The sequence below is a fragment of the Streptomyces zagrosensis genome, assembly GCF_014203645.1.
Classification (GTDB): domain Bacteria; phylum Actinomycetota; class Actinomycetes; order Streptomycetales; family Streptomycetaceae; genus Streptomyces; species Streptomyces zagrosensis.
Genome location: NZ_JACHJL010000032.1, coordinates 1 through 13,447, shown reverse-complemented (window position 1 = coordinate 13,447; position 13,447 = coordinate 1). Strand labels below are relative to the sequence as shown.

The following is a 13,447-nucleotide window of genomic DNA, read 5'->3' as shown; positions in this document are numbered from 1 at the left end:
CCGCCCACCTGGCTTTCCCGTCGCCGAGCGGCATAGTCCGTAGCCCCGCGGTGGCGCCGCAGTGAGGCGGGCCCCACGGGACCCGTGCGGGCTCCGTGGCGGCCAGCAGTGGTGGTGGCGCGGCCCCGCCGGTGGCGATCAGTCATCGTCACCGTGGTGCCGCCGGCGCACCGAAAGCAGTTCCACCTCTGGCCGGGCGGCCACCCAGCGCTCGCACTGGTCGAGCACGTCCGTGAGGTGACCCGTGTCGCCGGAGACGGCTGCCAAACCGATCTCGGCCCTGCGGTAGAGGTCCTGGTCTCCGACCTCCGCCACGCTCACACCGTACTTGCGGTACAGCTCGGAGACGATCGGGCGGACGACGGAGCGCTTCTCCTTCAGCGACCGTACGTCGCCAAGGAGCAGATCGAAGGACAAGGTCCCTACATACATGTGTGTCCGGTTAACCCGCCGGTCCGGGGTAGTTCCCCGCCACTGCTTGGCAGGGACACCAGCACCGTACACGCAACGGCCGGGGCCGATCGACTGGGATTTTCCCTCCGCCGCCGCTGGGGCGGCAGAGGGGACCCGGCCGACCGGCCCCGGACCGTTGGTCAGACGAGATTAGCCGCGGGGCTTCTCCCGCATCTCGTACGTCGCGATGACGTCGTCAACCTTGATGTCGTTGAAGTTGCCGAGGTTAATACCACCCTCGAAGCCTTCGCGGATCTCGGTGACGTCGTCCTTGAAGCGACGCAGACCCTCGATGTTGAGGCTCTCCGCCACGACCTTGCCGTCACGGAGGAGGCGCGCCTTGGTGTTGCGCTTGACCTCACCGGAGCGGATAAGGACACCGGCGATGTTGCCCAGCTTGGACGAGCGGAAGACCTCGCGGATCTCCGCCGTACCCAGCTCGACCTCTTCGTACTCCGGCTTGAGCATGCCCTTCAGGGCCGCCTCGATCTCCTCGATCACCTGGTAGATGACCGAGTAGTAGCGCACGTCCACGCCCTCGCGCTCGGCTGCCGACGTGGCGCGGCCCTCGGCCCGCACGTTGAAGCCGATGACGATGGCGTCGGAGCCCGCCGCCAGGTCGATGTCGGTCTCGGTGACCGCACCGACGCCACGGTGCAGGATGCGCAGGTCCACCTCTTCGCCGACGTCGAGCTGGAGCAGCGAGGACTCAAGGGCCTCGACCGAACCAGACGCGTCGCCCTTGATGATGAGGTTGAGCTGCTGTACCTCGCCGGCCTTGAGCACCTTGTCCAGGTCCTCCAGGGAGACCCGGCGGGTGCGCTTGGCGAACGCGGCGTTGCGCTCACGGGCCGCACGCTTCTCGGCGATCTGACGGGCCGTACGGTCCTCGTCAACCACCAGGAAGTTGTCACCTGCACCCGGCACGTTGGTCAGACCGAGCACCAGGACCGGAGTCGAGGGGCCGGCCTCTTCGAGCTGGGCGCCGGTGTCGTCGAGCATCGCCCGGACCCTGCCGTACGCGTCGCCCGCCACCATCGTGTCGCCGACGCGCAGCGTGCCGCGCTGGACGAGAACGGTGGCCACGGCGCCTCGGCCGCGGTCGAGGTGAGCCTCGATCGCGATGCCCTGCGCGTCCTGCTCCGCATTGGCGCGCAGGTCGAGCGAGGCGTCAGCGGTGAGGACGACGGCCTCAAGCAGGCTGTCGATGTTCAGCCCCTGGCGTGCGGAGATGTCAACGAACATGGTGTCGCCGCCGTACTCCTCAGCCACCAGACCGAACTCGGTGAGCTGACCGCGCACCTTGGTCGGGTCCGCGCCCTCGACGTCGATCTTGTTGACCGCGACCACGATCGGCACATCGGCCGCCTTGGCGTGGTTCAGCGCCTCGATCGTCTGCGGCATCACACCGTCGTTGGCCGCCACCACGAGGATCGCGATGTCGGTTGACTTCGCACCACGGGCACGCATGGCGGTGAACGCCTCGTGGCCCGGGGTGTCGATGAAGGTGATCGCGCGGTCCTCGCCGTTGACGGTGGTCGCGACCTGGTAGGCACCGATGTGCTGAGTGATGCCACCGGCCTCGCCCGCGACGACGTTCGTCTTGCGGATCGCGTCCAGCAGTCGCGTCTTACCGTGATCGACGTGACCCATGACGGTCACCACCGGCGGACGGGAGACGAGCATCTCCTCGCCGCCCTCGTTCTCGCCGAACTCGATGGAGAACGACTCGAGAAGCTCGCGGTCCTCCTCCTCCGGGCTGACGATCTCGACGGTGTAGTTCATCTCGTCAGCGAGGAGTTGCAGCGTCTCGTCGGTGACCGACTGGGTCGCCGTGACCATCTCGCCGAGGTTGAGCATCACGGCGACGAGCGACGCCGGGTTGGCGTTGATCTTCTCCGCGAAATCGGTGAGGGAGGCACCACGCGACAAGCGGACGACCTGTCCGTTGCCACGCGGCAGCATCACGCCGCCGACCGACGGGGCCTGCATGGCCTCGTATTCCTGACGCCGCTGCCGCTTCGACTTACGGCCACGACGCGCCGGGCCGCCGGGGCGACCGAATGCGCCTTGTGTTCCACCACGGCCACCGGGGCCACCGGGGCGACCGGCGAAGCCGGGACGACCGCCGAAGCCGCCGCCACCACCGCCGCCACCGGGACGACCGGCGAAGCCACCGCCGCCACCGCCACCGGGGCGACCAGCACCACCGGGGCTACCGGGACGACCGGCGAAGCCACCGCCGCCACCACCGGGACGACCAGCAGCGCCACCGCCACCGGGACGACCAGCACCACCGGGGCCACGGCCACCACCGCCGCCGGGGCCCGGACGCGGAGTCGCGGCCGGACGCTGCGGCATCATGCCCGGGTTCGGACGGTTACCACCGGGGCCACCAGGGCCGCCACCAGGACGCGGGGCGCCGCCCGGGCCGCTTTGCGGACGAGGCATCCCGCCGGGGCTCGGACGGGCACCGCCCGGACCCTGCGGACGCGGACCGGCGTGACCACCCTGGCCGCCGCCCTGCGGACGCGGACCTCCCTGGCCCTGGCTGGCAGGGCCGGGGCGGGGGCCGCCCGGACGGGGCGTCTGCGGACGCGACATACCGGTGCTGCCACCGGAGGTGAAGGGGTTGTTACCCGGACGCGGGCCGGAGGGGCGCCCGCCTGGACGAGGAGCCCCGCCCTGACCGCCGGGGCGCGGCGCGCCAGAGCGGCCACCACCCTGACCTTGACCACCCTGACCACCTTGGCCAGGCCCGGAAGGCCGGGCGCTGGGGCGGGGGCCCGGGGTGGCGCCAGGCTTGGCGCCACTGGGCTTGGGGGCCGCAGACTCGGCCGGGGCCGCAGGCGGCGCGGTGAACTCAGGCTGCGCCGGTGCTACAGGCGCGGCCGGTGCTGCGGGGGCCTCCGGTGCCTCCGGCGCTGCCGGCGCCACAGGGGCAGCCGGAGCGGGGCGCGGGCCCGGAGTCGGGGCCTTCGGGCCCGGAGTCGGGCGCGGCCCCGGCGCGGGGGTCGCGCTGGTCTCGCCCGCAGGACCGTCGGACGCCGGCTTGGGGCCGGTCGCCGGAGCCTTGGGGGCAGCAGGACGGGCCGCCTGCGGAGTCGGCGCAGACGGCTTGGCGGGCGACGCCTTGCGCGGCGCCGCGGGCTTGCCAGCGGCACGGCCAGAACCGTTGCCCTGCTGGAAAGCGTCAGTCAACTTGCGTACAACGGGCGCCTCGATCGTCGAGGACGCCGAACGTACGAATTCACCGAGTTCAGTGAGCTTGGCCATGACGACCTTGCTCTCAACTCCGAACTCCTTAGCGAGTTCGTATACCCGGACCTTAGCCACATCGCTCCTTTTAGGTCCGGGGTTGACCGCCGGACCGTCGCTACTTCATGGGCGTACTCATCGCGTACTCATCGAGTGCTCATCGCAATCTCGACCTACTTCCAACTCGCGAGGTACCTGACCGCACGGTGTCCCGTGCCGTACTTCCAACTCTTACGGTGTTACCTGCTCGACGTACTGGCGCAAGGCCGTCGTGTCGAGCGGACCCTGGACCCGAAAGGCCCTGGGAAACGCCCGGCGGCGAACCGCCAGGTCGTGGCAGATCAGCGTCGGGTGCACATAAGCACCCCGGCCGGGCAGCGTACCGCGCTGATCGGGGACACATTCGCCCTCGGCCACCACAGTGCGCAGTAGATCGCCCTTGGCGGCGCGCTTCCGACATCCCACACAGGTTCGTTCAGGGCATGCGCTGTCGCGCGTCCGGCCAGACACTGTTTTAGTCTACCTCCCCGCGCCGACATCACCCATTTAGGGCAACGATCGGCCGGTCACTTGCTTTCTTACGCTGCTGAGCCCGCCGGCCCGATCGACGGGGACCCGGGGCCCACGGCGACGTTCGGGAGCACAAGCGACGCCCGGCACGGAACGCACTGCCGCCGGTGACGGCTCAGCCTCGCGCGCCGTGCTCCGTGCCCTGTGCCCCGTGCTGCGTGCTCTAGCGGGCCCGCCCCGTGCTCCGTGGTCTTACACACCGTGCGCCGTGGCGGCCCGCACCGTGCCCCGTGCTCCACGTCACCGGTGGGGCACCGCGCCTCTAGGTCTTCTCTCGGCTCGCATTCCGCGCGTCACGGCGCATGGAGCGCATACCTGGGGCCTGCGATTTCCCGTGTTTCATGTCACGAGACGGGCGGCCACGGCCGCTCTTCTGCCCTAGCCGCGCCGGAGGTGACCGAGCCCTCCGCGCATACCTGAGCCCGGTCTTCCCAGTCCACACCCCATGGCGCTCCATGCCCCGCGCACGGGGCTGCGCACCCCGTAACAGCGCGCCCCGTAGCTCAGCCCTGGTCGGCCGGCTGCTGCTCGGTGTCCGGGCGGATATCGATCCGCCAACCGGTGAGGCGCGCGGCGAGGCGGGCGTTTTGGCCCTCCTTGCCGATCGCGAGCGAGAGCTGATAGTCGGGCACCGTCACCCGCGCGGAGCGCGCCGACAGGTCAACAACCTCAACCTTGCTCACCCGGGCCGGCGACAGGGCGTTGGCAACCAGGTCGGCCGGGTCATCCGACCAGTCCACAATGTCGATTTTCTCGCCGTGCAGCTCAGCCATCACATTGCGCACCCGGCTGCCCATCGGCCCGATGCAGGCACCCTTCGGATTGAGACCGGATCGGGTGGACCGTACGGCGATCTTCGTACGGTGCCCCGCCTCACGAGCGATGGCCGCGATCTCCACCGAGCCGTCAGCGATCTCTGGCACCTCCAGCGCGAAGAGCTTGCGCACCAGGTTGGGGTGGGTACGAGAGAGCGTCACCGACGGGCCGCGTACGCCCTTGGCCACGCGGACGACATAGGTACGCAGGCGCGTGCCGTGAGCGTAGTCCTCGCCGGGAACCTGCTCCTGTACCGGCAAGATCGCCTCCAGCTTGCCGATATCTACCAGCACGTTCCTGGGGTCCTTGCCCTGCTGCACGATGCCCGCCACAACGTCGCCCTCGCGCCCCGCATATTCGCCGAAGGTGATCTCCTCCTCGGCATCCCGGAGCCGCTGCAAAATGACCTGCTTCGCGGTCGTCGCGGCAATCCGGCCGAACCCGGTGGGCGTGTCGTCGAAATCCTGTGGCTCGGCGCCCTCCTGAGCGCCCGCCAGGTCCGCAGCGTCCTCCTTGGCCCACACGGTCACATGACCGGTCTGCCGGTCCAGTTCAACGCGCGCCCGGCGGCGGCTTCCTTCGGTGCGGTGATACGCGATGAGGAGGGCCGCCTCAATCGCCTCGACCAGCAGGTCGAACGAAATCTCCTTCTCCCGCACCAAACCCCGCAGGGCACTCATGTCGATGTCCACGGCTACGCCTCCTCTTGGCTCTCGTCGTTCTTCTTCTCACTGGCTGCACGATTGAACTCGATCTCCACCCGCGCCTTGGAGATCTCACCGAAGGCCAGGCGGCGCTCCGTGGGCTTGCGACCCTTGACGCCCGGGACCTCAAGGTCAAGCCCGTCGTCATCGACGGCGATGATCCGGGCCACCAGTTCTCCCCCATCAACGAGCTGCGTCTTGATGAGGCGGCCGGTGGCACGGCGATAGTGCCGTGGCTCCGTGAGCGGCCGGTCGGCGCCCGGAGAGGTCACCTCAAGGACGTACGGGGCACCGCCCATGATGTCCGTCTCGTCGAGGGCCTGGGAGGCCGCGCGACTCAGCTCTGCGCACGCGTCCAACTGCACACCGTCATCGGAGTCCACCACGATGCGGAGCACGCGCCGCTTCCCGGCTGGTGTCACCTCGACCTCTTCCAGATCCAGGTCCCGCGCGCTGACGAGCGGTGTCAGCAGTCCGCGCAGCCTCTCGCTCTGGGTGGTGCTCATCCGGGTGACTCCTCGGCCGCGTGTGCTGTTGTTGGAAAGTCGCGTGTCGGGTCAAAGCCTAGCCGTTCCAGCGACGAGCTGACGATTCGGAGGTTGCGCCAACCCCGGCCCCGTGGTGCAGCCCATACGGGGCCGGCTCCGGCGGGGGCAGCACCGGCCCGGCGGGTGCGGTGGGTACGCTCGCCTGCGGTGATCACGAGCAGGGAATGAGGAACGTGCCGCTCACGAGAACATCGCCGGGCCCCACGGGCCCGCGCAGACGCAGCCTGATCGCACTCGTCGGAGGCTCGATCGGTGCGGCTGGCACCGGAGCACTGCTAACGGGCTGCACCGACGACTCCGGGGGCAGCGGACACACCGACGCGCGCGCGTCAGCCGACGAACGCCTACGCAGCCACGCGGCGCGGGAGTCCGCTGCGCTACTCGCCCGCTACGACGCAACGGCTGAAGCCCATCCAGCCCTCGCTAACCGGCTCCGTCCGCTGCGGGAGGAAGTAGCCCGACACGCGGAGGCGTTCGGCTCGACTCCAGCGTCGGCCTCGCCTCCCAACCCCGCCGCTGACGCCACGAGCGGCGGCCCGCTCCGTACCCCCGCAGTGCCCCGACATGCCCGCAAGGCCCTCACAGCGCTAGCCGAGGCGGAACGCCACACCGCCGACGCTCGCGTCTTGGCCCTGGCCGCCGCCCCGCCTGAACTCGCCCGGCTCCTCGCCTCAGTGGCCGCGAGTAACGCCGCCCACGCGTACCTCCTGGCAGAGAGCCGCGCGTGACACAGCACGGTGCGCTGGGGCGACGGCAGTGGCCGCGGGTGCCGCGCGGTGGCGGCACGGAGCACGGAGCACGGAGCACGGAGCACGGAGCACGGAGCACGGAGCACGGAGCACGGAGCGAGATTCTCCCGCGAGGCGCGGAGGTTACGCCGCCGGGAAGAACCCGCACAGCGGGGCACGTCACAGGACGGAGAGGACGCCAACATGAGCACCTGGCAGCCTGCAGCGACGGTCATGAGTGCCGATGGCGGCAAGGGCGACGATGAGAGCGGTCCCGCAACAGCACGGCGCGCGCTGCAAGCTATGCAGGCAGCGCTGGCTGCCGAACATGCCGCTGTCTACGGGTACGGCGTGGTCGGGGGCCGGATCGAGGATCAGCGGCTGGCCGAAGCGCGCGAGGGCCTGACGGCGCATCGGGCCCGCCGGGATGCTTTGGATCGAGCTGTACGGGCGCTGGAAGGCGAGCCGGTCAGCTCCGCCGCGGCATACGCCCTGCCCTTCCCCGTGCCGGACGTCGCCGCGGCAGCCCGGCTCGCCGGCGAGCTGGAGGCCCGGGTCTGCGCCGTCTACGCCGATCTCGTACGGGCCACAGATGGGGCGACACGGCGCGAGGCCGCAGCCGCACTGCGGGAGGCGGCGGTCCGCGCAGTGCGCTGGCGAGGCAGCAGCGTAACCTTCCCTGGTCTGGCCGAGCGGGCTGCTGGCAGCGCACCATCAGCCACCACAAGCAACGCGACCGACGCGCTGTGAGGCGCCCCAGGGACCTCGGCGGCGCGGAGTGCCCAGCCGTCGCATCGCGCACAGCGCACGGAGCGAAACCACGGGGCACGGGGCACGGGGCACGGGGCACGGGGCACGGGGCAGGCTAGTCATCGATGGGTGGTGAAGGCACTGCGCGTGAAGCGTAGAGATTGGGGCTATTTCACGGCTCAGGGAGCACGGGGCGTGGAGCGGGGCGGACGGCTCACGACACGCCCTGAACGACGGGGCGCGTGCGGGCGCGACGCCGCCAGGTAAGGAAAGGGACAGCTCGGGAATGGCAGCAGCACCGCAGGACAGCGACCCGGAGCACACGGGGGTTCACATCGAACCGCCACAGAGCCTGGTGCGCGCTTTGCAGGCCGAGCACGGCAACGCAGGCCAAGCCTGGTTGGCAACGGTACCCGAGCGGGTTGGCCGGCTCCTGGCACGGTGGGAGCTGGCTGCCGACCGAGTATGGGCGCCAGGTGGACGCGCAAGCCTGCTGGTGTCGGTACGTCAGGCAGACAACACCCCGGCGATGCTCAAGCTCAGCATGGTGACGGAGCGCGCCGAGCACGAGCAGGCCGCGCTCTCCCATTGGGACGGCTCCGGCGCCGTACAGGTGCTTCGGAGCGAGCCGGCCGACGGTGCCCTTCTGCTGGAGCGGCTGCACGGCGAGGTGAGTCTGCGCTCCCTACCGGAGCCGAAGTCGATGCTGGAGGCAGCCGAGACGGTGCGCCGCCTTTGGGTGCCACCGCCAGCAGGCCATGTTTTCCCCACCGTTACGGAACGCACCACGCGCCACGCCTCGACTCTACGCGAGTCACGCGACCGCCCATGGGCCACCGACGCAGGGCCGCTGATTGACGAGGCACTGGCGGCGCATGCCGAACTCACCGCCACATCGCCCGAAGAGTTGCTGCTGCACGGCGACTATCAACAGGGCAAGGTGCTGGCCGGCGATCGGGCCCCGTGGCTCGCCATCGCACCCAAGCCGGTAGCCGGCGAGCGCGCGTACGACCTGGCATGGCTGACCCGGGACCGGCTGGACACCCTGATCGCGCTGCCCGGCGCCGCGAACGCGGCTCGTCGGCGCGTCAACAAGCTCGCCGACTCCCTAGAGCTCGACCGTGACCGACTGCGCGGCTGGACGCTGTTCCGCTCCGTGGTAGCCGGCGTACACCGACTGACCCGTGGTCAGCGAGAAGACGGCGAGCTCCTTTTGGAGTTCGCTGGCTGGCTCTGATCCCTGCGAAACCTCCTGGCCTTCCCTGCGCACCACCCGTGCCCCCACGCCCCGTGCCCCGTGTGCCCCGCGGCATGAGGGCCGGGAGACGCGGACAGGCGGAGCGGGGGCGGCATGGTTCGTCGGGTAGGTGCCAGCCGCCTCACACATTGAGGCGGGCCACCGCCTCGTCGATAGGCAGTTCCTCGCGCTCGTTCGTGCGCCGGTCCTTCAGTTCGACGACGCCGTTCGCCGCCCCGCGGCCGACTACCAGGATGGCCGGGATGCCGATCAGCTCCGCGTCCGTGAACTTCACACCTGGCGAAACCCCGGCCCGATCGTCCACCAGCACTCGTACACCCATGGCGCCAAGCCGCTCGGCGAGTTCCAGGGCGAGTTCATTCTGCAGCGCCTTGCCCGCCGCGACGATGTGGACGTCGGCCGGCGCCACCTCTCGCGGCCAGCACAGCCCTGCCTCATCGTGAGTCTGCTCGGCGAGCGCGGCAACGGCGCGGGAGACACCGATGCCATACGAACCCATGGTCACCCGCACCGGCTTGCCCTGCTGGCCGAGTACGTCGAGTTCGAAGGCGTCGGCGTACTTGCGGCCTAGTTGGAAAATGTGACCGATCTCGATGGCACGGTCGAGTGCGATACCGGCGCCGCAGGCCGGGCACGGGTCGCCCGGCTGCACCACGACCACGTCCAGGTACTCGTCCACCTGGAAGTCCCGACCGCATACGACATTCCGCGCGTGAGTGTCAGCCTTGTTGGCCCCGGTGATCCAGGCGGTGCCAGGGGCGACACGCGGGTCAGCGATGTAGCGCAACGCCTTGCCCGCCATGCCTTGCGGACCGACGTATCCACGTACCAGGTCGGGCCGATTGGCGAAGTCCTCGGCAGTGACCAGTTCGACGGTCGCCGGTGCGAGATGTTCGCTCAGCTTGCCAAGATCTACCTCGCGATTGCCGGGCACGCCGACCGCGGTGATCTCGCCGTCCACCGTGACCAGGAGGTTTTTCAGCGTCGCGGAGGCGGGCACGCCCAAGTGCGCGGCAAGGGTCTCGATGGTGGGGGTGTCGGGCGTGTCCAGTTCCTCGACGGGGCCATGCGCGGCTGCGTCCTCGCCCGGTTCGGCGTGAAAAGTGACGGCCTCCGTGTTCGCCGCGTAGTCACAGGCGGGGCAGTCCACAAACGTGTCCTCGCCCGCCGCGGCAGGCGCCAGAAACTCCTCCGAGGCCGAACCGCCCATCGCTCCGGAAACAGCTGACACGATCCGATAGTCGAGGCCGAGACGCTCAAAGATCCGGGTGTACGCCTCACGGTGCAGCCGATAGGACTCTGCGAGGCCCTCGTCGGTGGTGTCGAAGGAGTACGAGTCCTTCATCTGGAACTCACGGCCGCGCAGCACTCCCGAACGCGGCCTGGCCTCGTCCCGGTACTTCGTCTGGATTTGGTAGACGATCACCGGCAGATCCTTGTACGACGTGCATTGATCCTTGACCGTCAGCGTGAAGATCTCCTCGTGGGTGGGCCCGAGGAGATAGTCGGCGCCCTTTCGGTCCTTGAGCCGGAACAGGAGATCGCCGTACTCGTCCCAGCGCCCGCTCGTCTCGTACGCCTCGCGCGGCAGCAGCGCGGGGAGGAGGACCTCTTGAGCGCCGATCGCGTCCATTTCCTCGCGCACGATGCGGGAGACATTGTCCAGCACCTTCTTGCCGAGCGGCAGCCAGGACCAGATGCCCGCCGAGGTGCGGCGGACGTACCCGGCGCGGACGAGCAGCTTGTGGCTGGCAGTCTCGGCATCGGCCGGGTCGTCGCGCAGTGTTTTGAGCAGCATCGTGGACATGCGCTGGACGTTGACGGCATGGGCCATGGGGATCTCCTGCGTACGAGGTGCGGTGAGCGAGAGGTTAACCGCAGCAGATCCCGCCCGGGAAATGAGTTGCCGCCTTGTGCCCCGTGCTCTGTAGCTCTGTGCCCCGTGCCCTGTGCCCTGTGCCCACGCGGGGCAGGCTCCGTGTTCCGTGTGAGGAAACCAGGCCCACGGCACCGGGGCCCGTGCTCCGATGGCGTAACGCAAGGGCCCGTGGCACCGTTCACCAACCCCCGCAGGCTCCGTGCCCCATGCCGACGCGGGGAGGGCCCCGTGCTCCGTGCTCCGTGCTCCGTGCTCCGTGCTCCGTGCTCCGTGCTCCGTGCTCCGTGCTCCGTGCTCCGTGCTCCGTGCTCCGTGCTCCGTCAACGGCAGGATGGTGCCCGGCGGCTCCGCGCCTCAACGCTCCCCGCACCGTGACTCGTGACCCGTGATCCACCCGCCAGGGCTGCGGCCTCATGGCCCCGCCCACCAGCCTCACACTCCGTCCAACGCGCCGTGCGCTCCGCGCCCCGTGCCCCGCATCTGCGTGGCCCGCGCACCGTGCGGCAGATCGATAGGCCACGTGTCAGCTAGGCGCCGCCCACGCCGCTCTACCCTGCCCCGCCCCGTACAGCGCCGCAGTGGGGCCCCGCGCGTCGGGCGCCGTGCGTCGGGCCGCATGTTGTGCCAAGGGCCAGGGGCCTCGCGTTGCAGCGAGCGCGCGCATCATGCGTCCCAGCGACCTTCCGCTGGGACACAAAACTCACGCCCGCCGTCGCCGCAGAGGCAGGTGTGCGCCCATCACCACGTACGGGCTCTGGGCGCTAGGGAAGTGCACGGGGCGGGCCAGGTCTCGGTAGCCCAGTTCGCGGTAGAGGCCGTGGGCGGGGGTTGCCGCGTCGATCGCCGAGAGGATGCTGCGTGGCTGGGCGGCCCCGTCAGTCAGCTCGGTGATGAGGGTCCGGCCGATGCCGCGCTTCTGGTGCCCGGGGTGGACATGCAGTTCGGTGATGACGAACGAATCGTCCAGCCAGCCCTCGTGTCCCTCGGCACGGAGATACGGGGCGACGACGGTTGACCACCAGTGGGCGCGGTGGTTCGGCAGACCGTAGACGAAGCCGACGAGCCGCCCGGTCTCGGAGGTGGCTCCGAGCGCGCGGGCGCCAGGAGTGGCGAGGTGGCGGAGCACGATGTGGCGCCGCACGCCGATCTCGTCATCCGTCAATCCGAAGGCGAGAGCCTGAACGGCGAGAGCATCGTCAACACGGGCCGCGAGATCGAGCGGCCCGATGACGACGCCTCGGGGGTCTGGGGACGGTCCCTCAGCGGGATGCGACATGACCGGCACCCTACTGGCCGACTCCGAGTCAGAACAGAACGCTCATGAACGCGCCGACCTCACGGAAACCAACGCGCCGGTATGCGGCACGGGCCGCGGCATTGAAATCGTTCACATACAGGCTGACCACAGGGGCCACCTCGCGCAGGGCGTAACCAAGTACGGCGGCCATGCCGGTCTCAGACAGGCCGCGACCCCGGTCTTCGGGAGCGACCCAGACGCCCTGGATCTGGCAGGCCCGTTGGGTGGCCGCGCCGATTTCGGCTTTGAAGACGACCCGCCCGTCCTGTACGCGGGCGAAGGAGCGGCCCGAGCTGACAAGTTCGGCCACCCGGGCCTGGTAAAGCAGGCCACCATCGCCCGCCAGCGGTGAGACGCCGACCTCCTCGGTGAACATGGCCACGCACGCGGGCATGATCACGTCCATTTCATCCTTGTGGACGCGGCGTACCAACGGGTCGGGCGCGATGTTCGCGGGCGTGGACGTAGCGATCATCAGCGGTTGATGGCTACGCACCTCGCGGGCCGGGCCCCAGCTCGGCTCCAGCAGGGACCACAGGTCAGCCGTGGGGGCGGCGGGACCGACGATCGAGGAACAGCGGCGTCCCGAACGACGAGCTCGATCGGCGAAGGCCCGTACGGCGTCAGGAGTAGCACAGATGGGGACAAGGTTGGCCCCCGCGTAGCACAGTGACTCAAGCCGCCCATCTGCGTACCAGCCCCACATCTCACCACCGAGCCGCCACGGGTCCAGACCTGCCGCCTGGACCCGGGCAGCGACAAAGGCGTTGGTGACCGGGTCGCGGTCCAGGACCGCGAGGGCCTTATCAAGCTCGCCCGGCTCAAGGACCCTGGTGGTGGTCGTCGTCAGCACGTGTCGATATGCCTCATGGTTGCGGGCCTGCGGGCCACAGGGGACTCGGTTTCCGCACTGTACCTCGCTCCCCCGCACCGCACCGCTCGCAGCCCGTGAACGGAGCAGTCCCCGGCACCGTCAGCCGACGGTGACCTTGGGCTCACCAGACATCGTTCCGTCCCGCTCCATCTCTTCGGCGATCTTCATGGCCTCGTCGATGAGGGTCTCCACGATCTTCGATTCCGGCACGGTCTTGATGACCTCGCCCTTCACAAAGATCTGGCCCTTGCCGTTGCCCGAGGCCACACCCAAGTCCGCCTCACGCGCCTCACCCGGACCATTGACCACACA

Annotated in this window: 11 protein-coding genes and 1 pseudogene; 3 read left to right on the top strand and 9 right to left on the bottom strand. The window is 69.6% G+C overall.

Annotated elements, in window-relative coordinates; all coding sequences use genetic code 11:
- Nucleotides 1-138: 138 nt before the first annotated feature.
- The 5 genes from FHS42_RS33990 to rimP all read right to left on the bottom strand — a co-directional run bounded on the left by FHS42_RS33990 (nt 139) and on the right by rimP (nt 6,307).
- Nucleotides 139-432 (bottom strand): DUF503 domain-containing protein, encoded by a 294-nt coding sequence (locus tag FHS42_RS33990; RefSeq protein ID WP_184579834.1) that lies wholly within the window; start codon nt 430-432, stop codon nt 139-141.
- 171 nt (nt 433-603) lie between these two features.
- Nucleotides 604-3,789 carry a translation initiation factor IF-2 gene (gene infB, locus FHS42_RS38875; RefSeq protein ID WP_184579832.1) on the bottom strand — a complete coding sequence of 1,062 codons (3,186 nt, stop codon included), beginning with the start codon at nt 3,787-3,789 and terminating at the stop codon, nt 604-606.
- A 153-nt stretch (nt 3,790-3,942) separates the two neighbouring features.
- Nucleotides 3,943-4,221, bottom strand: coding sequence for a YlxR family protein (locus FHS42_RS33980; protein ID WP_184579830.1), 279 nt, complete (start codon nt 4,219-4,221; stop codon nt 3,943-3,945).
- Nucleotides 4,222-4,784: 563 nt separating this feature from the next.
- Complete coding sequence (gene nusA, locus FHS42_RS33975; protein ID WP_184579828.1) at nt 4,785-5,789, bottom strand: transcription termination factor NusA; 1,005 nt, start codon at nt 5,787-5,789, stop codon at nt 4,785-4,787.
- A gap of 2 nt (nt 5,790-5,791) precedes the next feature.
- On the bottom strand, nt 5,792-6,307 hold the full coding sequence (gene rimP, locus FHS42_RS33970; protein WP_184579826.1) for a ribosome maturation factor RimP: 516 nt from the start codon (nt 6,305-6,307) through the stop codon (nt 5,792-5,794).
- A gap of 206 nt (nt 6,308-6,513) precedes the next feature.
- Between rimP and FHS42_RS33965 the strand changes: the two genes are divergently transcribed.
- The 3 genes from FHS42_RS33965 to FHS42_RS33955 all read left to right on the top strand — a co-directional run bounded on the left by FHS42_RS33965 (nt 6,514) and on the right by FHS42_RS33955 (nt 9,064).
- The gene (locus tag FHS42_RS33965) at nt 6,514-7,077 is read left to right on the top strand and encodes a hypothetical protein (RefSeq protein WP_184579825.1); all 564 of its coding nucleotides are present in this window, start codon (nt 6,514-6,516) and stop codon (nt 7,075-7,077) included.
- 234 nt (nt 7,078-7,311) lie between these two features.
- Nucleotides 7,312-7,827, top strand: coding sequence for a ferritin-like domain-containing protein (locus FHS42_RS33960; RefSeq protein ID WP_184579881.1), 516 nt, complete (start codon nt 7,312-7,314; stop codon nt 7,825-7,827).
- 286 nt (nt 7,828-8,113) lie between these two features.
- Entirely contained in the window at nt 8,114-9,064 is a 951-nt protein-coding gene (locus FHS42_RS33955; RefSeq protein ID WP_184579823.1) for an aminoglycoside phosphotransferase family protein, read from the top strand.
- A gap of 142 nt (nt 9,065-9,206) precedes the next feature.
- Here FHS42_RS33955 and FHS42_RS33950 read toward each other — a convergent pair whose 3' ends face one another.
- The 4 genes and pseudogenes from FHS42_RS33950 to FHS42_RS33935 all read right to left on the bottom strand — a co-directional run.
- Complete coding sequence (locus FHS42_RS33950; protein WP_184579821.1) at nt 9,207-10,919, bottom strand: proline--tRNA ligase; 1,713 nt, start codon at nt 10,917-10,919, stop codon at nt 9,207-9,209.
- 745 nt (nt 10,920-11,664) lie between these two features.
- Nucleotides 11,665-12,240 (bottom strand): GNAT family N-acetyltransferase, encoded by a 576-nt coding sequence (locus FHS42_RS33945; RefSeq protein WP_184579819.1) that lies wholly within the window; start codon nt 12,238-12,240, stop codon nt 11,665-11,667.
- Between the two features lie 28 nt (nt 12,241-12,268).
- Nucleotides 12,269-13,114, bottom strand: a complete 846-nt coding sequence (locus FHS42_RS33940; RefSeq protein WP_184579817.1) for a GNAT family N-acetyltransferase — start codon at nt 13,112-13,114, stop codon at nt 12,269-12,271.
- 120 nt (nt 13,115-13,234) lie between these two features.
- Nucleotides 13,235-13,447, bottom strand: a pseudogene (locus FHS42_RS33935) (flavodoxin-dependent (E)-4-hydroxy-3-methylbut-2-enyl-diphosphate synthase); the annotation flags it as partial.